This is a genomic window from Sorangium sp. So ce726, from assembly GCF_051521405.1.
Taxonomy (GTDB): domain Bacteria; phylum Myxococcota_A; class Polyangia; order Polyangiales; family Polyangiaceae; genus Sorangium.
On sequence record NZ_CP150349.1, the window covers coordinates 1628739 to 1650329 of the forward strand.

At 69.0% G+C, this 21591-nt stretch carries 14 protein-coding genes and 1 pseudogene; 6 read left to right on the forward strand and 9 right to left on the reverse strand.

The genetic code is table 11. The annotated features are described in order from the left end of the window. Window positions 1-2: 2 nt before the first annotated feature. The 3 genes from WME79_RS06080 to WME79_RS06090 are packed head-to-tail and all read right to left on the reverse strand — an operon-like array spanning window position 3 to window position 8415. Window positions 3-2837 (reverse strand): helicase-related protein, encoded by a 2835-nt coding sequence (locus WME79_RS06080; protein WP_437533143.1) that lies wholly within the window; start codon window positions 2835-2837, stop codon window positions 3-5. Next, on the reverse strand, window positions 2834-8188 hold the full coding sequence (locus WME79_RS06085) for a DEAD/DEAH box helicase (RefSeq protein WP_437533145.1): 5355 nt from the start codon (window positions 8186-8188) through the stop codon (window positions 2834-2836). The genes WME79_RS06080 and WME79_RS06085 overlap by 4 nt, the downstream gene beginning before the upstream one ends. Further along, window positions 8185-8415: a helix-turn-helix domain-containing protein gene (locus WME79_RS06090; protein WP_437533148.1), complete on the reverse strand. Its 231-nt coding sequence runs from the start codon at window positions 8413-8415 to the stop codon at window positions 8185-8187. Before WME79_RS06090 ends, WME79_RS06085 begins: the two co-directional genes overlap by 4 nt. Before the next feature lie 170 nt (window positions 8416-8585). On the opposite strand from WME79_RS06090, the gene WME79_RS06095 reads away from it, so the two are divergent. The 3 genes and pseudogenes from WME79_RS06095 to WME79_RS06105 all read left to right on the forward strand — a co-directional run bounded on the left by WME79_RS06095 (window position 8586) and on the right by WME79_RS06105 (window position 10640). Further along, on the forward strand, window positions 8586-8972 hold the full coding sequence (locus tag WME79_RS06095; RefSeq protein WP_437533151.1) for a hypothetical protein: 387 nt from the start codon (window positions 8586-8588) through the stop codon (window positions 8970-8972). Window positions 8973-9162: 190 nt separating this feature from the next. After that, window positions 9163-9398: pseudogene (locus WME79_RS06100) on the forward strand (YciI family protein); the annotation flags it as partial. A 396-nt stretch (window positions 9399-9794) separates the two neighbouring features. After that, window positions 9795-10640: a hypothetical protein gene (locus tag WME79_RS06105; RefSeq protein WP_437533154.1), complete on the forward strand. Its 846-nt coding sequence runs from the start codon at window positions 9795-9797 to the stop codon at window positions 10638-10640. 198 nt (window positions 10641-10838) lie between these two features. Here the strand turns inward: WME79_RS06105 and WME79_RS06110 are convergent, their stop codons facing one another. From WME79_RS06110 to WME79_RS06130, 5 genes are all read right to left on the reverse strand, one after another. Then, window positions 10839-11948, reverse strand: coding sequence for a hypothetical protein (locus WME79_RS06110; protein WP_437533157.1), 1110 nt, complete (start codon window positions 11946-11948; stop codon window positions 10839-10841). 185 nt (window positions 11949-12133) lie between these two features. Beyond that, complete coding sequence (locus WME79_RS06115; RefSeq protein WP_437533159.1) at window positions 12134-13213, reverse strand: hypothetical protein; 1080 nt, start codon at window positions 13211-13213, stop codon at window positions 12134-12136. 83 nt (window positions 13214-13296) lie between these two features. Then, window positions 13297-14733, reverse strand: coding sequence for an RNA polymerase sigma factor (locus WME79_RS06120; RefSeq protein ID WP_437533162.1), 1437 nt, complete (start codon window positions 14731-14733; stop codon window positions 13297-13299). A 389-nt stretch (window positions 14734-15122) separates the two neighbouring features. Continuing rightward, on the reverse strand, window positions 15123-16016 hold the full coding sequence (locus tag WME79_RS06125; protein ID WP_437533165.1) for a hypothetical protein: 894 nt from the start codon (window positions 16014-16016) through the stop codon (window positions 15123-15125). Between the two features lie 175 nt (window positions 16017-16191). Next, window positions 16192-16884: an O-methyltransferase gene (locus tag WME79_RS06130; RefSeq protein WP_437533167.1), complete on the reverse strand. Its 693-nt coding sequence runs from the start codon at window positions 16882-16884 to the stop codon at window positions 16192-16194. A 361-nt stretch (window positions 16885-17245) separates the two neighbouring features. Between WME79_RS06130 and WME79_RS06135 the strand changes: the two genes are divergently transcribed. From WME79_RS06135 to WME79_RS06145, 3 genes are all read left to right on the forward strand, one after another. Continuing rightward, window positions 17246-18253 (forward strand): LysR family transcriptional regulator, encoded by a 1008-nt coding sequence (locus tag WME79_RS06135; protein WP_437533170.1) that lies wholly within the window; start codon window positions 17246-17248, stop codon window positions 18251-18253. Between the two features lie 228 nt (window positions 18254-18481). Next, entirely contained in the window at window positions 18482-18916 is a 435-nt protein-coding gene (locus WME79_RS06140; RefSeq protein ID WP_437533173.1) for a YciI family protein, read from the forward strand. 429 nt (window positions 18917-19345) lie between these two features. Continuing rightward, window positions 19346-20410 (forward strand): NAD(P)-dependent alcohol dehydrogenase, encoded by a 1065-nt coding sequence (locus tag WME79_RS06145; protein ID WP_437533176.1) that lies wholly within the window; start codon window positions 19346-19348, stop codon window positions 20408-20410. 88 nt (window positions 20411-20498) lie between these two features. On the opposite strand, the gene WME79_RS06150 is transcribed toward WME79_RS06145, so the two are convergent. Beyond that, complete coding sequence (locus WME79_RS06150; protein WP_437533179.1) at window positions 20499-21458, reverse strand: LysR family transcriptional regulator; 960 nt, start codon at window positions 21456-21458, stop codon at window positions 20499-20501. Window positions 21459-21591 lie beyond the last annotated feature (133 nt).

Consider the following 21591-nt stretch of genomic DNA (forward strand, 5'->3'; position numbering starts at 1 on the left):
GTTCAGTCCACCTTCGGCAGCAGAACGAACAGTCCGATGACGTCCGCTGGAAGTAGTGCCTTCACGCTGTAGCGGCCGTGCGCTTCGGCGGCCTCGCGGACGCGACGGTGATCGGCGAGGAGCGCCTGCGCGCGCCGCTCGGCAAAGGCGTCGAGCTCCGACATGCGAGAATCGAGCTGGCCGACTGACTGGATGACCGCGCGCTCACGCACGTGCGCGGGCGGGTCGGAGACGGGAAGCGGCGAGAGCAGCGCGAGCGCGTCGGGACCTTCGAGCGGACCCGGGCCCCCGGTCCACGCGATGGCGGTCGCCTCCTCGACGAGGAGCGTTGTCGCCTGCTGCCCACGCTGCGACGTGAGCTGGTGGCGAAGACGCACGAGCGCGACCAGCGTGCGCGACGTGACGCCGCCTGAGACCCAGCAGCCGACGCGGCCGAGCACGCCTGGGTCGTTCACGTCGGCGATAGCGACGTTGCCGAGCGTGCGTTCGAGCATCGTCTCGGCGAGCACGGACACGAGCGGGTGGCTCCGCTGCACCGGGCGGCAGCGCGGCGCGGGCGGGTACTCGAAGTCGATGAGGATCGAGCCTGCGAGCCCTTCGACGTCGAGCCGCTCGCGCACGTCCTCCGAAAGCGCCGTGAGCGGCGTCTTGAAGCCTCGACGGCCGGAGCTGCCTACGGGCTCGAGGGCCCCGCCCAGACGCGCAAGCGCACGCCCAGTGAAGCGCTGGACGTCCTCCTTGCCGCCGAGCGCGGCGAGCGACTTCTTCCACTCGGGCAGCACGTCCTCGGGCTTGAGGCGGCGCTGCGCGAAGACCGTGCGATTCTTCTTCGCCTTCTCGGCGGCGTCGAGCCAGCGCGTTTCGATGGCCTTGGCCTCTTCCATCTCGACGAACGAGAACGCCTGCTGGCGCTTGCCCTCGCGTTCTCGGTTGCGGAGCAGGACGGCCTTCATCAGCGCCTGGCTGAGCGTGTGCCCATCGTCGGGCAACGGCACCGGAACGCCGAGCTCCGCACGGATCTTGTCGGCCTTCCTGAGAATGACCTCGAGCACCGCGCCGTCGACCGGGTTGTTCGCGCCGTAGAGGAGCGTGGCGCGCACGACGCCGCTCTTCTGGCCGAAGCGATCGACGCGGCCCTCACGCTGCTCGTGACGCGTCGGGTTCCACGACAAATCATAGTGAACGACCGCATCGAAGTGGTCCTGGAGGTTCACGCCTTCGGAGAGGCAGTCGGTGGCGACGAGGATGCGACGCTCGGCGTCTCCGAGCAGCTCGACCTTCTCCCTGCGCTCGTCCGAGGTCAGCTCCCCGGTGACGACGCCGATCGTGACGTCCTTGGTCTTCGAGGCGAGGTGCTGTCCGAGGTAGTGGGCCGTTGCGATGTAGCGGCAGAAGATGACCGGGTTGAAGCCTTCCTTCACCAGCTCCGCGATGTGGTCGGTGAGGATCTTGAGCTTCGGGTCTCCTGCTTGCCCCGCGAGGTCCTCGGCCTGTGTGATGAGCGCCGCTAGCGCCTTGTCCTCCGAGGCGGCGGGCGGCTCGACATCGTCGTCGGGAAGCGCGTCGGCGGCGCCATCGAAGATACGTGCCTCGACGTCGTCCTCGGCGACCTCCTCTTCGAGCCCCGCGCGCGTGCGCAGCGCCTGGACGGCGGCCGCAGGGCTCGACGCCACGCAGCGCATGAGGGCGAGCGTGCCCCAGAAGTTGAGCCGCTGCTTCTTCGTGTCTTCGCCGGCCGCCGCGACGACCGACGCGCAGTAGTCGAGGACCGCATTGAAGAAGCGCTCCCACGTTCCCGTCAGCTTGTAGGTCAGCTCCTTGGTCTCTCGGCGCGGGAAGAGGTTGCCCTCCTTCCACTCGGCGATGTCAGGACGGCGGCGCTGGACGAAGTGCGCCGCGAGGCGGTCACGGAGCCTCTTGTGCTCGTCGCCCGAGGTGCTCGATAGCGCGGCGAAGTCGGGATGGAGGAGCCCCAGCAGCCGGAAGTAGGCGTCCTCGTCGCCGCTGTGCGGAGTCGCGGTGAGCATCACGAGGTGGCGCGCTTTCTCGCTGACGAGCCCCTTCAGCAGGTCGTAGCGCTGATGGCGGCTCTGGCCGGTCGACGCACAGGTGTGCGCCTCGTCGACGATGACCAGCTCGGGGCACGCGCGCAGGAACTCGGCGCGACGTCGCTCGCTCTTGATGTAGTCGAGGCTGACGACCGTGTGCGCGTGCGTCGTGAAGATGCTCTCGCTCGGAGGCAGGTTGCGCTCGAGGCGCGCAGCGCTCGCGGCGGTGACCGCGACGGGCCGGAGGTGGAAGCGCCCTTCGAGCTCGGTCACCCACTGGTCGACCAGGTGCGGCGGGCAGAGCACGGCGAAGCGCTGGACATCTCCACGGTCGAGCAGTTCGCGCGCGATGAGCGCGGCCTCGATGGTCTTGCCGATCCCGACATCGTCGGCGATGAGCAGGCGGATCGGGTCGAGCTTGAGCGCCATGAGCAGCGGTACGAGCTGGTAGGCGCGCGGCTCAATGGCGATCTGCCCGAAGCTACGGAAGGGACCGGCGCCCCGCCGCAGCGACAGAACGAGCGCGTCACGGAGGAGCAGCGCCGCGTCGTGGCCGGCCTTCTGCGTCGGCTCGGGCTTCGGGAAGGACGCGTCAGCGACCGGCACCGCTTCAAGCGCGAGGTGAATGAAGGTCTGGTCTTCCTCGGAGCCTGAGACCGGGCGAACGCGCAGCACGTCGGCATCGCTGCCAGAGAGCACGATCCACTCGCGGCCGCGCGCACGTACGAGGCTTCCAGGGCTCCAGCGCGCCTCGCGTGAGGGCGGCGGCGAGGTCAGGTTCGCGGTCACGCCGACCTCCCGAGAAGCTTTGTCAGCGCCGACGTGGGCTCGGCCCACGCTGCCTCGTTTTCACCAAGGACGACCACCTCGAAGCCCTTGTCTTGGAGCTTCGCTGCGAGCTCGCTGCTCTCTGCGAAAAGCGCAGCAACATAGTGGCCGCGCCACACCAGCGCGACGGCCTGTTCATCAATCACGAGAGGCTCCGAATCAGGTGAAGGAAGCTCGCGCCCACGCGCGTAGGCGAGCCACGTCGAAGCGAGGTCGCCTCCCGCCGACGGGCCGATGGGTGGAGGCTGCGTGGAACGGCGCGAGACGGGCGTCGTGAGCCCAGTGAGCGTTCCTCGAGCGAGCCGGAGCAGCAGCCTGCGTGCCTCCTCGTTGCGACGGTCGAGTAGCTCGTGGTCCGGCTGGTTGAAGTAGGACATGACGCACCGGTAGCAGGCGGCGACGCACGCCGTGCCGGGCGCGTCGGCGAGCGTTGCCGCCTCCGGCAGGCCGTTCGTCAGGTCGAAGTGCATGATGGCGAGCGCCTCGCGCGCCACCTCGGCGAGGCGTTCGGGCTCGGCGACCAGGCGCGTGAGCACGCCGGCGCCGCCCTCGGTCGCCTCGTAGAGCAGGAAGCCCGTGCGCGCGTCACGCTGGGGCATCGGCTCGGCGAGGATCTCGCCCTCCTCGAGCTGGAACACGGCCTCGATACCTCGCAAGAGCGCGTGCTGCACAGTCGTCAGCGCGGCCTGCGAGAGCTCGGTATCCGCCGGCTGCAGCAGGAGCGCGTTCTTGCGGTCCTGTACGCTCGGCACGATCCACTGACGCGGCGAGGCGGTCGGATCGGTGTCCTCGTCACCCTCGTCCTCGTTCTTTGCCCAGTAGCCGGAGACCGGGTCCATCATGAAGCCGAGCTTCGTGCGGTTCTTCCTCCGGCGCAGGCCCTTGTTCAGTCGCGTGATCGTCGCGCCCGGTCCATAGGCGAGCCGCGCGATCTCGCCCTTGAGGTCGAGCGCTACCCCCTTGCGCACATCGAGCGCGTGGTCGCGCGTGGCCCACTCGAACGTCGTCTGCAGCTCGAAGCCCTGGCGCTGGCGCTCCTCATCGTTCGCGGTGATGCGCTCGGCGGGCTGCGTCGAGACATTCTCGATGCGGTAGGTGTGGTTGACGATCTCCGCGTCTCCGAGTGACGCGCTGCACGCGTGGCACATCGACGCTTCGTCGGTCCAGTGACCCGCACCGCACGCCTTGCAGATGCGCACGGTTTTCGTCGGCAGGCGCACGTCCGCCGTGGCGCTCGCCTGATGGTTCAGGGAGAGCATTGCGCGCGCGACGCGGTACGCGCGCCCCTCGTGGTAGACGAGGCTCCTCGGGCCGAACTCGGAGAGCGCGAGGAAACGAGGCCGCTGGAGGTACGTCTGGCGCCCGCGCCCGTCGTTCGTCGCCGGGATGTAGGCCATCAGCGGAAGGCGCGGGAAGTTGTAGCCCGGCAGGAAGCCTTCGGTCGCGAGGTAGCGGTACGTGTTGAAGTCGCTCGAGGGGCTGTTCGAGTTCCGCGTGTCCGACTGGAGGAGGTTGAGTTGGTCGATGGCCTGCGCGTGGCGGCTCTGTGCGGCGCGCTTCTCCTGCTGCGGCGCGGAGTAGTCGTCCATCGTGCGGCGTGCAGCGTCCCGCTGCTGCTCGGCGGCGGCGAAGAGATCGCGCCACCGGTCGAAGGACTGCTCGAAGCGCGTGAGCGTGCGCTCTACAACCTCGCCCGCGAAAACGTCGCGGCCCGGATACCAAGGTGCGAGCGCGGGCGTGAGGTCCTCCTCGAGAAGGTTCAGCACGCGTTGGATACGACGGCGGGCTTCCTCGGCCACCTTCGGCAGCGCCATCGGCTCCTTCACGTCCTTCTTCAGCGGGCGCCCTGTCTCCGAGAGCACGAGCAGCTCGGCGATCGACGGGTCGAGCGGCAGCTCCGTGCACGCGAGCCAAACGGCCGAGAGGTGGCTTTCGACGAGGTCGCGGTTCGCGAGGTCGAGAAGCGGCGGGCGAACCTCGCCATGCACCATCGCCTTGGGGTCGCGGAAGAAGTACTGGTCGTGGGGGCTCTGCGAGGAGCTGTAGGTGAGCACCAACGCAGCCTGACCGCTGCGGCCCGCGCGACCACTGCGCTGCGCGTAGTTCGCGGGTGTCGGTGGGACGTTGCGCAGATACACGGCATTGAGCGCGGAGATGTCGACGCCGAGCTCCATCGTGGGCGAGCAGAAGAGCACCGGGAGGAAGCGATTCGCCTCGCCGACATCGCGGAGGCGCTTCTCATCGGAGCTGAGCTCCTGACGCTCCTTCTCGCCGAAGCGGAAGCGCTTCTCGCGGACGGCGCGCTTCTCACCGTCGACCTGTGCCGTGTGCTCGCGCGCCTCGAAGCTGAAGAGCGGGTGGACAGGCTCGCGCAGCGTTACCGCGAGGTTAGCGTAGAAGTCGCGGAAAAAGGCGTTCTCGTTCGGGTGCTTCGGGTCAACGTTGGGCGTGCCGCGCTTGAAGCGCACGCATGCGTCGCTCAAGCGGAAGCCGGTCTTGTCACCGAAGGGCGTCACCTCCTCGGACACGAGCCCGTGCGTGACTGCCGCCTTGAGCAGCACCTCGATTAGCGCGTCGAAGTCCTTGGACTTGAGCGCGCGCACCGCCGAAGGCTCCGACCAGAGCTTGCGCCCATCGGGTTCCTGGGACGTTCGCGTCCCACGCGAGGACTTCAGAAGCTTGCCCAGAGCGCTACGCGACCCGCCTCGAACAATGATGTCCTCGTCGCGCAAGCTGGTGTCCTTGCGCAGCGGCGGCGAGATGAGCAGCCAGCGTGCCTTGCGCGGCTTCTCGTCGTTGCCAAAGCCCCATGGCGCGCGCAGGCGGCTGTGAGACTTCTGTAGCATCTGCTCGACGACGGCCGGATCGAGCACCTGGCTGCGGATCGCCATCCACTTCCGCAGGTGGTCGAACACCTCGGTGTAGACCGCCTTGCGCACCGCGGGCGACGCGAGCCGCAGGACGTCCGGCGCCGTCGCGAACAACTCCTCATCGGAGGCCAGGTCGTCGATGCCGAGGTACTCGACGTCGACGAGCCCGAGCTGCTCGAGGTTTGGGTTCGTGTAGCGCCAGCCTCGGCGCTGATCGAACCACACGCGGTACGAGAGAACCTGCCGGAGCGCGCTCTCGGCCTCCTGCAGGTTGAAGCCCTTGAGCGTCGGCTCGAGGAGCCACTCGCTGCGCAGCTCCGGCGTCGGGCGGTCGAAGCCGAGCGCGCGCTGCTGCGCGACCCCGAGCTCGTCGCTGCGAAGGCCCTTGTCGCCCGCCACATCGAGGGCGCCGAGGAAGGCGGCGCGGATGAGGCTCACGAACAGGAAGTCGTTGAAGTGCCCCGACTGGAGCGCGGCGTCCTGCCGGTTGTCGGTGAAGCCAAGGAGCTTCCTTGTGTGCGTCGGGAGGCCCGAGTCCTTCCCGTGCATCCACCGGAGCGCGCTCGACACGAGCACCGTGGTCGCCGAGCTTCGACCTTCAGCGGAGAGCGATGCGAGGCGCGTGCGGTCCCGCGCCGACGTGCTGTGCGTCGCCCCGCAGCGCAGACAGAACCGGAAGCGGCCCGGGATGAACCATGCCTTGGAGCCCGAGCCCACCTTGCCGTTCGGCGCGACGATGACTTCGCGCGCGCGGGCGCTGCGGTAGTGGCTCTTGATGCGCGGGTTCCCTGCGGCGTCGAAGTCGAGCCACGTCTCCGGGTAGTCCTCCTCGCGGTCGGCGAAGGTGAACTCCGGGTCGCGCGCGTGGAGCGTGAGGAAGCCGAAGACCTCGCGATCGGGCGACTCGTCCTCCTCGCTCTCCGGCTCGTCATCGTCGGTCCTCGCCGGCGCGGCGTCGTCGATGTCGCGGGCCAGGAAGACGCGCTCGCCCGAGTCCGAGACGAAGCGGACCGGGTGGTACTCGTGCCCGCACTCGCGGCAGAAATGGACGGGGTAGAGCCGCTTATCGGGCTCGCCGGGGAGGTACTGCTGGCCCTCGACGGTGACCGAGCGCTTGCCTGGTGGCTCGAAGGTCGCGAAGGCATGGCCGGCGCCGGAGATGAACTGGTGCAGCTTGAAGGCGAAGAAGCTCCGGTGGGACGCCGATTCGTTGCCGGTTCGATCCCGCTCCGGGAGGCTCGAGAAGAGGAGCAGCGTGCGCAGCGCGTCTTGGCATGCCCTCTCGTCGCGGCCCGCCTCCTCGGCGAGCTCGCGCGCGGCCTCGTCGAGCGTGCGTGGGCGAGCGCGGTGCCACGCCGGGTTCGCGTCGGTCGTGGTGATGCCGAGGCGCGTCTCGGTCCAGATGGCGAGCGGGTGGTTGCGAAGCGCTTCGTCGGTGATGTTGGCCGAGAGGCCTGCATCGATCGCGGGCCCGAGCGCGTTCTTCACGGACTCGGCGCGCTTCGACTTGTCGGTGACGCGCTCGAGTTCCTCGATGATGACGTGGCTCGGATCCACCGTCGTCGAGAACAGCTTCGAGGCGACGCTCGCGACGACCTCCTGCTTGTTCCGCGCGGAGCCCTCGCTGGCCATCGTGGCCGAGGTGCCGATGCACTGGAGCTTTTCGGGCGACAGGCGCTCGCGGACGCGGCGCACAAGCAGCGCGACGTCGGCGCCCTGTCGCCCTCGGTATGTATGCAGCTCGTCGAGCACCAGGTACCGTAGGCTGGCGCAGTTGCCGATAACCTTCTGATCCAGATCGTCCTGACGAGTCATCAGGAGCTCGAGCATCATGAAGTTCGTGAGCAGGATGTCGGGCGGGTTCTCGGCGATGCGTCGTCGCTCCTTGCTGTCCTCCTGCCCGGTGTAGCGGGCGAAGGTGATGGGCCGGTCGCCTTGGACGTTCGCGACGAACTTGCCGAGCTCTTCGAGCTGGCTGTTGGCCAGCGCGTTCATCGGGTAGATGATGATGGCGCGCGTGCGCCGCGCAGCGCTCCCCCGCTTTTCGGCGAGCACCGCGCTCACGATCGGGATGAAGAAGCAGAGCGACTTGCCCGAGCCTGTGCCCGTCGTGACGACGTAGCTCTCGCCCTGCGAGGCGAGCACGATCGCCTGCTCCTGGTGCTTGTAGAGGGAGAGCGGCGCCCCGTCGGCGCGGAAGATCTCGGCGGTCCGAGGGTCGAGCGCACCGCCCGCGATGAGCGTCTCGATGTTCGCCCCGCGCTTGTAGCTCGGGTTGATCTGGAGGAGCGGGTCGGGCCAGAAGCGCCCCTCGGAGTAGATCGCCTCGACCTGCGCGCGGATGTCCTCCGCGTGGATGGTCGTGAACGAGGTGGCGAACTTGCGGTACTCGCCGACGATCGAGTCGCGCAGCGAGAAGACGTCCATGCTCTTGCCGCTCATGAACGCCTCCTCTTGGCCTTGGCGGTCATGGTCTTCGAGGCGGGTTTCTCGCCGCTCTTCGCGCACCCGGCGCGGACCCACGCGTCGATCTCCGACCACTTGAACGTCCAGAAGCGGCCGATCTTGTGCGCTGGGAGGCATTGCCCCTCGAGGCACCCGTAGATCGAGTCCTGCGCCACTCCCAAGTGCTTCGCGACCTCGTCGACCGAGGACCAGAGCTCCGTCATCTCAAGCTGCTCCCCATGGGCACACGCCTGCCCATGCGACGGTGTACCCCAGGGAGGGGGCCGTCGGGAAGAGCGGGAGAGAGCCGGCTGGGATCGGTCTGGCGGTGCGTCAGCCCTCGGCGAGGTACCGGAACTATGTAGGCGCACCTCGCCTCGAAGGACGCCGAAAAGTGGGCCAACTTTCAGCGCTGGGGCAAGGGCGAAACAGGGACCTCTGCGTCCTGCTGCGTCTCCACCGCCGCCGCCCTCTGCGCTCGGCCGTTGATCCTCAGGCCCTGCGCGACGCCTTCGCGAGCGAGGTTGCTGACGCGGCGCCTGGGCTGCTCGACCCCGATCGCATCGAGGCGATCGGCGAGGACATCGGCATCGTCCTCCAGCACCGCGTCCACCACGCGGGGTTGCTCGTCTGCGCGATGGTTCTCGCCGCGCTCGGTCGGGGGTCCAACATCGAGGGGCGATTGCTCGACACGCAGACCATCTCCCGGCGGCTCAGCGGCCCCGACAGCGGTGTACTGGTTCCCCGCGAACATGACGGCGGTGGGGTGACGCTAACGTAGAAGGGGTGCTGGGCCAACAGGCCAAGAGGCATGGCTGCCTGAGCCCATCGCCCGGACCAGGATGCTACCTTGCTCGCGCCGGATCACATCGCGTCATCGCTATGCTCGCCGTGCTCGGCCTGAGCCTGTGCGCGGCTGCGCGAGGTGGCCTTCTGCTGCGCGCGGTGGCGTCGCGAACGCGCTCGTCGAAGATCCGTTCGCCGGGACGAAGGAGCTTATCGCCGGTTACTGGATCTGGCAGGTCCGGTCGAAGGAGAGGCTGTCGAGTGGGCGCGTCGTTGCCCCGATCCGAGGCCGGGTGAGGAGGCCGAGCTCGAGATTCGCCCGATCTTCGAGGCGGACGACTTCAGCAAGGAGTTCACCCCGGAGCTCCGCACTCAGGAGGAACAGCTTCGCGCTGAGGTTGAGCGCCAGCAGAAGGCGTAGGTCACGGCCACGGGCCAACCGGGCACCCACACGCAAGGCCATCGACGCCGTGTGGCGCATCGACGCCGCCCCCGCCGCTCGCGCGCCCCCGCCGTTCGGACGTCCTCCCCGCACATCTGGACAATTCCCGGCTCATCTGGACATCCCTCCCGCCCGTCTGGACAGGGGGTGGGGTCATCTGGACATCCCGCCGCTCATCTGGACAGGGGGTAGGGTCATCTGGACATCCCCCTCGCTCATCTGGACATCCCACCCCGTCGCCTCGCCTCCCGGCTCCCCCCACCCGTGTCCAGATCCTGCTCCGTGCTGGACGTCCCCACGACCGAGCTCATCCTTGCCGCTTTGCGTCGTGCTCCCAGGGGCGCGGGTCGCAGGAGGAGGGGTCAGGCAATCATCATGGCAAAGCAAGGAACGGACTTCGATCGCTGGGTCAAGGTCGCCGCCGGGTCGGAGCGGACCGACAACCCGCTGAACATTCCTTACGATATCGCCGTGCGCGAGGCGGTCGCCGCCGCGGCGTTCGTGAAGAAGTACTGGGAGCCCGACGGCGATCGCCCGGGCCTCAAGCGGGTCAAGAGCCGCCTGCCCGCATCGAGCGGCGAGGAGCTGCTCTCCATCGTGCACGCGGTGCAGGAGGCGCAGACGCGGCTGCTCCTCATCGTCGATCCGGCCGTCGCCGATCTCGGCCAGCGCGCCCGGTTCGTCGTCGATGAGCTCGAGTCGGCGCTCGAGTTCCTGCTCGACGACGACGTCGACGAGCCCGCCGACGCGCAGCTCGCGCGCATCAAGGAGTTCCACGCGCAGGACGGCCAGCGCTCGAGCGCCCTCTCCCAGGCGCTCCGCGATTACGCGGGGCTCGCGGAGTCGCTCAAGGACCGCCTGGTCGAGGCGGACGAGGCGTTCGAGGTGCGCCTCATCGCCGAGGCCAGGAAGCTCGCGGAGGATCTGCAACGGCGGGCGCTGGAAGCGGCCCCCGAGGCCGGCGCCTCGGCCGCCGCGACCACGATCCGCAACCAGCTGCTGCACCTCATGGTCGGGCGCGTCGGCGCCATACGGAAGACCGCGGCCCACGTCTTCCGGCGCCACCCCGAGATCGCCCGCGAGGTGACGAGCGCCTACGAGCGGCGCCGGCGTGCGGTGGCGCGGCGCGAGAAGGCCCGCAAGGCCACCGAGTCCGGACAGGCCAACGGCAAGCCAGCGGCGGCGCCCGCGTCCGTGACCCCCGCGCCCTCGACCAACTAGACATCGGCCAACGGTCGGCCGCCGTCATCCCGGCCGGCTCACCGTCCGCGCGGAAACTGCGCTCGGTGGCGCGTCTGCTCCCATCTTCCATTACCGCTCGCAACCTCCAGAGACGACGTCGAGGTCGGGGTGCGCCGGTAGCCGATCGTTGCGCCGGCCGGGCGGCGGCTCCGCCGGGCGGCGGTGGCTCCGGCGAGCTCAGGCGATGCAGCAGAACGTGGACGGCTCGGCCGGCTGGAGCTCGCCGACGGGCTCGCCGCCCTGCGGCGCGCACGCGCCCAGCTCCACCGCCGCGACCGTGGCCGACTTGCTCCCCAGGCCGACCCCAGGTGGCGTCACCCCGCAGAACGGCACACTCGAGTCGACGAGGGTCGACGCGACCAGGTCGGTGCACGCCGCGTCGCGGTACACGGACGCCATGATCGTGCACGAAGCGCCGGTCGGCTCGCCGCAGCTGCATGGAGTGCAGTCGCGGTGGTCGAGCACGTCTTTATAGAAGACATGCTTCTGGGCGTAGCCCTCCGGACAGGCGGCTTCGCCCTCGTGATAGACGCAGGTCAGGAACCCGGGCGGCGCTCCCGGCGCGCACGTCGTCGCGTCGGCGCACGCGGTGTGCGCCCCGGCGACGCAGGCCATCGCGCGCGTCGCCCACAAGAGCGCGTTCTGAGGGACGGGCTGCGGGATTTCGATGCGCGGCGTACACGCGCCGGCCGTGATCGAGGGGGCCGCGATCGTCAGCGACTGCACGCAGGGCTCGCCGTTGCAGTCCTGATCGGCGGGGATTGCGCTCTCGGCGGTGCAGGCGCCGTCCCATGCGTCGGGCGCGGCGAACGGCGTCGCTACGGCGTCAGGCTCGTCGCCGGGGCACGAGGACGACGATGCGGCCCACGCGGTGGGGAGCGAACACGAGACCTCGGGCGGGTCGCACGCGCAGGTCGGGCACGTCTTCGGCACCTGCTGGAGATCGGCGAAGCCCTCGTACCCGATCGTCGGTGCGTCGGCAGGGCATTCGGGGGTGGCCTCCGGCGGGCCGAACCAGAGGAGCGCCGGGCCGGACCAGCCGAGCGGGGCGGGGGAGACGCACTGGCCGGAGCACAGCGCGCTGTGCTCCTCGCCGCCAGCGCCGCCCTGTCCGCCAGCGCCGCCCTGTCCGCCAGCGCCGCCCTGTCCGCCGCCGCCTTGACCGCCCGCGCCACCGCGACCGCCGTCGCCGCCCTCCGTGTCGCAGTAGTCATAACCGTGGGCGATCTCTTCGGGCGAACATGGGCCATCAATAATGATGGGCTCTTGGCTGCAGCCAGCGCTCAACAGCGCTCCAGCAAGGGCAAAGCTCGGTATGCGCATGCGTGATACCCTACCTGAACGATGGTCCTCAGCGCAAGGCGGGGATCTCGATGCGAGCCCCGAAGGTTTGAGCATTGCGTGGATTGACCAAAAATTATCATATTCCCTCACCTTCGGGGACGGGAGATACCCGTGCTGTCAGAAGGCCCTCATAGGTTCAGCTGTAGACCGATCCCGAACGCCACCCCGATCGCGGGAGCGCTCCAGACCGGGCGTGCCGATTCGGCGATGCCTTCACGACGGCGCATTGACGAGTCGACCAAGCGCTGAACCGCCTCGGTAGTTCCGTACCCGGAGAGGCTATCTGAGAACGGCCATATGACGCCGACCCGCGCGCCGAGTCCCGCATGAACATTCAGCAGCGAACCCGCGACATTTTCAAGTTCGGGCACGGCACGGAGAATGCCGAGCTCTCCGACCCCGCACGCAACGAGGACATGCCGGTGAAGGCACAGGGCAGCGTTCGCGGTGAGCGCCGATGTCGCCACACGCACGTCTGCCACGTTGGTCGACAGCGACGAGAGCCCGCGGGCTTCCAGCGCGAGCGACCATGCGGGCCAGCGTCCCGCGACCGCCAACGTCGGACCCACCGCAACGCCGGGCGTCAGCCCCAGCGCCATGGTGGCGCCGGCGCCAACGGTCCAGCGGAAGCGCTCCGCCGCAGCCTGGCCCGCGCTGCTCGGAGGCGGCACCCGCACCCGTGACAGCTCGCGCGCGGGCGGCGCCTTCCCCGGCGGGCGCGCGGGCGGCGCCTCGCTCGGCGGCGGCGCCGGCGGCCCCGTGCACGGGCGCTCGGGGGAGCATGGCGCCTCCGCCGGTGTCGCCGGCTCTCCCTGCGGGGCCGGCGCTACCTGCGGCGGCGAGAACTCGCCCGTGTCGTCGAGCTGCACGGCGATCGACAGGGCCACCGTCGAAACCAGCGCCCTGCAGTCGCCGCGGGTCCTGTAGCTATCGGCCCAGAGCACCACGCCGCGGCGATCGCGGAGATAGGCGGACGCGATGAGCTCGCCCTGCGCCTGTTCAATCGACGTCGCCATCGTGAGCGAAGCCTCCGCGTCGAAGGGGTCGAAGCCCATGCGCCGGGCGATCGCCGCGCGCAGGAACTGCTCGTCGGGGCAGCGCTCGGCGCCTGGGCCGCGCGTGAGCTCGATCCGCACGCGGGCCCCGCGCGGTCCGGAATCGGCCCGGACCGGTGGGGCCGCGAGCTGCGCGACGAGGGCCGGGACCATCGAAGCAAACGCTGCGCGCCACGCCTGCTTTCCCCATCGCGGCGCGCACGACCCGACGCGCGCGTGATGCGGCGGCTCTGCGCTCACGGCCGCTCATGCCCCGCCGCGCCGCCGGTCGTCGTGACCGGCAGCGCCTCCGCCCTCGATCGGAGCCGCTCGCGCAGCAATGTCAGCCGGCCCCGTGGAAACCGCTGCGCGTGCGCATCGACGTGCTCGAGGGCGGCCGCGCGCTCGCCGCGCGACAGCGCCGCCTTGGCCGCGTCGAGCAGCGCGAGCTCCTCGTCGAGGCGATCCTGGCTCGGCTCTGCGAGCGCCGGAGCGCGCCTCGAGGCGGCGGGCTTGCGCTGGCCTGGCTCATCGGCCGCTCGTGCAGCGGGCGTCCGGGGGCCCTGCTCGCCGTCGGAGGGCGTGGCGTCGCCGGAGCGTAGCGCTTCCGCGAGAACTCCCTGGCGTCGCGCCTCCGGCGTCGGGGCCGGATGTGTGCTCCGCGCGACGAGGAGGGGTATCGCGACCGGGCCGAGGTGGCGAGCCCATGTCACCGGCGCCGCAGCGAGCGTCGTGGCCAGGAGCACGCCGCCGGCGACGCCTGCCGCACCCCACCCGAGCGCCGGTCGAAGGGCCCGGGCGACCGGGCGCGCGAGGCGTGCTCGCCACCGTGTCCCATCGACCCGCGCTCCGGCGCTCGGCGCGGCCGGGTCGCTCGCGGGCAGGATCGTCTCGCGGAGCGAACGCAACGAGGTCGCGGAGAACAGCGGGAGCACGAGGACGCTGGACCGGAGCGCCCTTCTCTCTTCGGGGCGCAGCCGCTTCTCGGCGGCGCGGTAGTCCCGGCGCGCGAGGCGCAGCCGGCTCGCGGCGGTGTGCTCGTTGAGCGAAAGAGCGCGCGCGATCTCGCGCATCGGGACATCGTACGCGTCGGCCAGGACGAGGACGGCGCGGCGCTCGGGCGCGAGCTCCGACAGGAGGCGGATCGCGAGCGCGAGCCGCTCCTGCACGGCGATGTGATGCTCGCTGCTCGCCGCGATGTCTGCCTCCTGGAAGCACGCGGCGTCCGCGAGCCCTACCGGCACCTCGCGGCGCCGGTAGGCGCGCTCCAGGTGATGGCGGACCTGCCGCCAGGCGATCCCGAAGAGCCACGACGCCTCCGCCCTCCAGTGCTCGCCGAGGCGCTCCGGTCGAGCGGGATCGGGCATGCCCGTGGGTGTGCTGCGCGGGCGAGGTGGTGTGTCGCTCGACGCGCTGTCCGCGGCGACGGCGGCCCGCGCAGCCGGCGCCGCGGATCCCAGGGTGTCTGGCGGGTCCAGCAGGGCCGCGTCGCGCGCGCTGCTGGACCGCATCGGGTCGTACCGGGGGAAGCTGCGGTAGGCGCCCAGCAGGACGTCCTGGCACAGGTCGTCGAGGTCGTCCTCGGCGACGCCGAGGAACCGGAGCATGCCAGGGAGGACATGAACGGCGGTTGTGTGCATGGATGTCCAGGCGCCGTGCTGGACCGGGTCGGCCGGAGGACGAGAATGGCTCATGCTCAGAATTACGGGGCGTTTCTCGCAGCCGTCACAGAATCGGTCCGGGCCGAGGCCCCCTCCGACCCGATGCGGCCCCCCTTCGGCCCGGTGCGATCCCAGCTCGGACGAGGGGCGACCCCCTTCGACCGGGTGGAACGCCCGATGGGAGGGGAGCAGGTCCTCCAGCAGCCGGAGGCCTCCAGCTGCCGTTCGCCGCGTGGCGAACCTGCCCGACCCTCCGATCTTCCGGGAGTTCGATGTCGACGCCCTGCGCCCAGAGTGTCGTGATGTCACGATAGCGCGTGCGTGTGGTGGTTCCCCGTGAACGTGACGGCGGTGGGGTGACGATGACGTTGACGGGTGCTGGGCCAACGGGCCGACATGCATGGATACCGGACCCAGCTCGATCACCGACGCCGGGCAGCATCCTCAACGGACCACGACGCCCGTAGCAGCTGGATAGCCGACCGCGGACGGCTCGTCGGAGCGCACCGCGCGAGGATGATCTTCCAGCCGTTCCGTGCACTCGCCGCCTCCGCGACGATGTCTGCGACCTCGCTCGGGTCCACCCGCTCTTCGGAGAGCCGCGCCGTCGCACCATACTCCGCGGCGAGCGCACGGCGCTCGGCTGGGCCCTTGGCGCGCGCGAGGATGCACGCGTAGGCCTCGCACGAGTACGCGAACGTCTCGCGCTTGCGGTACTCGATGTCGAGGAGCCACTCCTTCGTCCGCGTCTCGCGAAGACCGACTGTCGCGCGCTTGCAGTTGTGGAAGATGTGCGCCGCCTCGTGAACGATGAAGTCGGCGAACGGATCGTCGTCCGCGAAGTACTCGACCGAGACATAGCAGGTCGTCCCCTCGCTCAAGCCAACGAGGCGCGGCGCGTCCTCGCCGAGCAGATCCGCGCCGAGGCTCGCGAGGTACAGGTTGGCGAGCGTCCACGCCGAGCTGTCGTATGCATGCTTCAGCAAGAGCGGCTCGATGTTCGCGCTCGTGACGAACACGACCGACTTCTCGAGCGTCGCGAGCACCGCGTCCTGCTCGACCCGCGGGAACAGCCCCCGCACCATCGGCTCGACCTTGCCGCGCGTGATGGCGACGGCGTCGGCGTGCGGCAGGGATTCGTGCGCGAGTCCTTCGGCCCGCCGCCGCACCTCGTGAACGAGAGCGCCTCGGAGCTCCTCGTGAGCGCGGTTCGCACGCTCCATGAACTCGCCGGGCCACGCCGCGTGGTGTGGGTCGGTCTCGCCGGTGCGGAGGTACCGCTCGACCTCGTCGGCGGCGCTGGGCACGTTGCTCACCGGCGCATCCTACGGCGACAGCGCTTCCGGTTCGGCAACAATCGACGCGGAAGTTGCGCGCCGAGTAGCCGTTTCTGTGGCGGCGGGGTGGACCTTCCTGCTCGTGAGCGTCGCAGATCCTACGAGGGAACCCGGGTGGCCCCATGACCCTGCAACGTGCCTCGAGCCTGGCTGCTCAACTCGTCCTGATCGTGAGCTCGTTGCCGCGTCCCGCCTCGAACGGGATCGGCTGGGAGAGGTAGCCGTTCTGCGGGTTGCGCACGTAGTCGATATAGCCTGAAGCCTGCTCGAACGCGTTCTCGCCGATGATGATCGCGCCGGGCTTCAGATGCGGCTCAAGCAGCTTGAGAACGTCCAGATAAAGGGTGAAGGCGCCGTCGAGCAACACCATGTCGACATCACCGCCGACACCAGACTTGAGGGTCTCTCGAGCATCACCGACCCGGAGCTCGACGATACCGGACAGCCCGGCGGCGGCGACGTTCGCCCGCGCCTGCTCGACTTTGCTGGGCACAAGGTCGGTCCCGATCAAGCGGCCGCCGCCCATATCGCGCAGCGCGGTCGCCAGATAGATCGTGGAGATCCCCATCGAGGAGCCGAACTCCACGATGCACCTGGCCTTGCATGCGCGGGCACACATGTAGAGGAAACGTCCAAAATCCGGAGAGACATTGAGGAAATTCTCCGCGAACCCGCGATACGTGCCTTTGAGATCGTTGGCTTCGTCCTTGAGGAGCTGGGTGATCATCTCTTCCCTGGTGGCCGCCTCGCTCGCTGCGTCAGCGGCCAGCGGCGCGTCGGCCGCCTCCGCTTCCTGATGAAGACGCTCGAGCACCTCTGCGACCTGGCCGTTGCTGATTGAATCCATATCGACGATTCCTTTCCGTCTGAATGAACGGTCATGCGCGCGACGCTTGGTCGTTGACTGGGTGACTGGGGGCCTCTCGGAAGAGGAGTGCTGCGCTGCATCGATGGGCAGGAGCGTCGACGCCCATTGACCATCGAGTTGTCCAAGAATGGTCTCCGTCGAGCCCTTCTTTGCCCGGTGCCCAACAAGCTCGCGTCCGGATCTGACGGATCGAGAGACCGAGCGACCGCAGCCGCTTGTTCAATCGCTGGATGAAGGATGCCTTCCCAGGAGATCCCTTGCGACCTTCATGACCATGCGTGATGGGTACCCTTTGACAACCGAGTCGTCCAGGACGATATTGGGCTCGATTTGAGACCTGTTGAGCATCGATGCGGGGCTGCGGCCAGCCCTGGGATCGAGGAGCAAACCGATGGAACTCCGTCACCTGCGCTACTTCATCGCCATCGCCGAGGAGGAGAACTTCAGGCGCGCGGCAGCGAAGCTGCACGTATCGCAGTCGCCGTTGAGCCGTCAGATGCAGCAGCTCGAGGAGGAGATCGGCGCGGAGCTCTTCGAGCCATCGGGGCGCGGCGTGAAGCTCACGCCCGCCGGGCGGCTGCTCCTGGACAGAGCGAAGACGATCCTCTCAGGCGTGGACGCTGCGGCGAGAGAGGCGCGGGAGACGGCCGAAGGCCAGATCGGAACCGTCACGATCGGCTTCGAGAGCGGCTCTGCGTATGTCGGCCCGTTGTCGACGATCCTCGCGCGGTTTCGGAGGCAGGCGCCTCGAGTGAATGTGGAGCTCGTGCCCATGACCAGCGCCCAACAGTGGGACGCCTTGCGCGCGGGTCAGATCTCGCTCGGCTATGGGAACTACGTCCCGGATGACTCCTCGCTCCAGAGCGTCGTGCTTGCCCGGCATCGCTTGGGGATCATCGTGCCGAAGCAGCACCCTCTGGCGACCGAATCCATGATCAAAGTCAAGGACCTGGCGAACGAGCCCATGCTCATGGATCCGCGGAAGAGCAACCCTCGTTTGTATGACGACATCATCGCCGCCGTTCGCGCGCGCGGCGTGACCCTGAACGTGACTTCGGAGATCCTCGACGGAGAAGCCCTGTTGACGCTCGTGGCGAGCGGCTTCGGATTGACCTTCGGCGCGGAACCCGCGGCGCGCTTCCTCGCGGTCGGCACCGCGATCTGGAAGCCGGTCAGCGATCTCGGCTTGGAGATGCGCAACATTGCGATGTGGCGGCCCGACGCGCAGTCTGTCCTGCTCCGACCGCTCGTTGACTTGGTGCGTGAATTCGGCGCCGTTCCTCGCGATCGCGAGATGGGAATGCGCCGACGTGCGAGCGAGCGCCAGCGGCGACCGCGACGCGGGTAGGTGCGGCATGGACGATGGCCCGACCACCTGAGGGTCGTGGCGGCCGCCATCGTCCACGGCGCGCCGGACGATGGATCTGCGTAACATATTGTTTTTGCATGGTATTTCCGGAGTGGCGCCGCTGGCCCAGAAAAAATGCTCGGCCATGTCGATCTCGCCCAGCGTCGCTCGTCGCCTGTACGAGCAACCCCGCCGGCGCCCGAGGCGCCGCAGCGAAAGGACACGACGATGAAGGTCATGGTGATCGTGAAGGCGACGAAGAACAGCGAAGCAGGCCTCATGCCGAGCGAGAAGCTCCTGACCGAGATGGGCAAGTACAACGAGGAGCTCGTCAACGCCGGCCTCATGCTCGCGGGTGACGGCCTCCACCCGAGCGCGAAGGGCAAGCGCATCAGGTTCTCCGGGAGCCAGCGCGCCGTCGTCGACGGTCCGTTCTCCGAGACGAAGGAGCTCATCGCCGGCTTCTGGATCTGGCAGGTCCGGTCGATGGAGGAGGCCGTCGAGTGGGCGCGTCGTTGCCCCGATCCGATGCCGGGTGAGGAGGCCGAGCTCGAGATTCGCCCGATCTTCGAGGCGGACGACTTCGGCAAGGAGTTCACCCCGGAGCTCCGTGCTCGGGAGGAACGCCTTCGCGCAGAGATCGAGCGGCAGCAGAAGGCGTAGGTCACGGCCGAGCGCGAGCCGAGCACCCACGCGAGAGGCTGTCGACGCCGTGTGGCGCATTGACGCCGCCCCCGCCGTTCGCGCCCGCCACCGCTCGCGCCCTCGCCTATCTGGACACCTCCCGGCTTATCTGGACATCCCGCCCGGTCATCTGGACAGGGGGTGGGGTCAACCGGACATCCCACCCCGCCGCCTCGTCTCCCGGCGCCCCCCACCCGTGTCCAGATCCTGCTCCATGCTGGACACCCCCACAACCGAGCTCATCTTTGCCGCTTTTCGCGACGTCGCCGGCTCTCCCTGCGGGGCCGGCGTTGCCTGTACGGCGGCGGGAACTCGCCATGATAGTGCTGCACGTGGCCCGGTAGCCAACGAGCGAGCAGGGCCGATCCTACCTCTTCCAGGAGCTCAAGCTCCCTCCAGGAGTTCAAGATGACCGTGAAAGCCTTTGGTGCCCATGCCGCCGACAAGCCGCTGGAGGCGCTCGACATCTTTCGTCGCGCCCCAGGCGACCACGATGTGCAGATCGACATCGCCTACTGCGGCGTCTGCCACTCGGACTTGCACACCGTCCGAGGTGAATGGGCGGGCACGCTCTATCCGTGCGTTCCTGGGCACGAGATCGTGGGGCGGGTGTCCGCTGTGGGGGGCCAGGTATCTCGCTTCAAGAAGGGCGAGCTGGTCGGCGTCGGGTGCATCGTCGACAGCTGCGGGCGTTGCGCGTCCTGCGCCGATCACCTCGAGCAGTACTGCGAGAGGGGCATGACGCTCACCTACAACTCTCCGACCCCGGACGCCCCCGGGCACACGCTGGGCGGCTACTCCCAGCGGATCGTCGTCAACGACAAGCACGTGGTGAAGATCACCCATCGCGAGGATCAGCTGGCGGCCGTGGCCCCGCTGCTCTGCGCCGGCATCACCACCTATTCGCCGCTTCGGCACTGGAACGCCGGGCCCGGCAAGAAGATCGGCGTGGTGGGCATCGGCGGGCTCGGCCACATGGGCGTCAAGCTCGCCCATGCGATGGGCGCGCACACCGTCGCGTTCACGACGTCAGAGTCGAAGCGGCAAGACGCCAAGGCCCTCGGCGCGGACGAGGTCGTGGTGTCGCGCAACGCGAACGAGATGGACCGCCACGCCGAGAGCTTCGACGTGATCTTGAACACGGTCGCGGTGAGCCATGACCTTGACGCCTTCACGAGGCTGCTCAAGCGGGACGGCGCCCTGGTGCTCGTGGGCGTGCCGAAGGACGCCCACCCGTCGCCCAACGTCTTCAACCTCGTGCTCAAGCGCAGGACGATCGCGGGGTCGACGATCGGCGGCATCGCCGAGACGCAGGAGATGCTCGATTTCTGCGCGGAGAAGGGGATCGTCGCCGACATCGAGGTGATTCCGATCCAGCGGATCGAACAGGCGTACGAGCGGATGCTCAAAGGTGACGTCAAGTATCGCTTCGTCATCGACACCGCCAGCTTGGCCGCCGGGCCACGGGGGTAAGACCGTATGTCCAACGGCGCGGACAACTTCGCCGCCCGCCCAGACGCACGAGCCAGGCGATACAGATCCTCACAACTGAGGGGCTGCGCTAGCCCCTTCGCCTCCTCCGTGGCTCGCGGCGCTGCCCAGCACGCCCGCTCCGCGCCACCGTCGCTTCCCCGCCTGCCACGACCTCCCGCACGCTGTCGCGCAACCAACGGTGAGCGGGGTCCGCGTCCAGCCTCGGGTGCCACAGCAACGAGACGGTGATCTCCGGCGCAGGGAAGGGCAGCGCGAAGCTGAACAGGCCGTCACGCAGGCTCTTGGTGTGGTGCTCCGGAACGGTGGCGATCAGGTCGGTCGCGCGCGCCAGGGCGATCGCAGTAGCGAACCCGCCGACGATGGTCACCACCTCGCGCGCCAGACCGAGCGCGGCCAGGTTCTCGTCGATGCGCCCCTTGGCCAGGCCGCGGCGTGAGAACACGACGTGGCGTCCGGCGGCGTAGCTCGCGGGCGTGATCTTCGCGCGGCTGAGGGGGTGGCCGCTCTGCACGACGCCGATGAAGCGGTCGCGGAACAGCGCCTGGGTGCGCAGCTCGGGGCTGGTGTCTTCGTCGACGACGCCCGTCTCGAGGTCGACAGCACCAGAGCGCAGCGGCGCGCTGTCCTTGTCGGGCTTGGCCACGAAGCGCAGCCGGACGCCTGGCGCCTGGGCGCCGGCGCGCTCGATCAGGGCTGGACCGAAGCTCTCGACGAAGCCCTCGCTGGTGCGCAGCGTGAAGGTGCGCACCAGGCGCTTCAGGTCGAGCTTCTCGGCCGGGCGCAGGACGGCCTCGGCGCCCTGCACCAGGTGACTCACGCGCTCGCGCAGCTCGAGCGCGCGTGGGGTCGGCACCAGGCCGCGTCCAGCGCGCACCAACAGGGGGTCGCCCAGGGTCTCCCGCAGGCGCGCGAGCGCCCGACTCATCGCCGACGGGCTCAGGCGCAGGCGTCGGGCCGCGCCCGTGACGCTGCCTTCCGTGAGCAGCACGTCGAGCGTCACGAGCAAGTTCAGGTCAGGCAGCGACATCCCACCAGGCTAGCAGAGGTCGGGGCGAACCATGGCGTTTGACGCACATAGTGTTTGCGATCGTTGCGCGTTCCGCAATCCGCGCCGGCGCTCTAGTTTCGACCTCGAAGCGCGGATCACGTCGATTCGAGCC

Bases quoted from the DNA above. Each gene is read 5' to 3' on its own strand.
- WME79_RS06085 (WP_437533145.1), bottom strand. From the start codon at position 8,188: ATGAGCGGCAAGAGCATGGACGTCTTCTCGCTGCGCGACTCGATCGTC.
- WME79_RS06090 (WP_437533148.1), bottom strand. From the start codon at position 8,415: ATGACGGAGCTCTGGTCCTCGGTCGACGAGGTCGCGAAGCACTTGGGA.
- WME79_RS06105 (WP_437533154.1), top strand. From the start codon at position 9,795: ATGGCAAAGCAAGGAACGGACTTCGATCGCTGGGTCAAGGTCGCCGCC.
- WME79_RS06115 (WP_437533159.1), bottom strand. From the start codon at position 13,213: ATGGTCCCGGCCCTCGTCGCGCAGCTCGCGGCCCCACCGGTCCGGGCC.
- WME79_RS06120 (WP_437533162.1), bottom strand. From the start codon at position 14,733: ATGAGCCATTCTCGTCCTCCGGCCGACCCGGTCCAGCACGGCGCCTGG.
- WME79_RS06130 (WP_437533167.1), bottom strand. From the start codon at position 16,884: ATGGATTCAATCAGCAACGGCCAGGTCGCAGAGGTGCTCGAGCGTCTT.
- WME79_RS06140 (WP_437533173.1), top strand. From the start codon at position 18,482: ATGAAGGTCATGGTGATCGTGAAGGCGACGAAGAACAGCGAAGCAGGC.
- WME79_RS06145 (WP_437533176.1), top strand. From the start codon at position 19,346: ATGACCGTGAAAGCCTTTGGTGCCCATGCCGCCGACAAGCCGCTGGAG.
- WME79_RS06150 (WP_437533179.1), bottom strand. From the start codon at position 21,458: ATGTCGCTGCCTGACCTGAACTTGCTCGTGACGCTCGACGTGCTGCTC.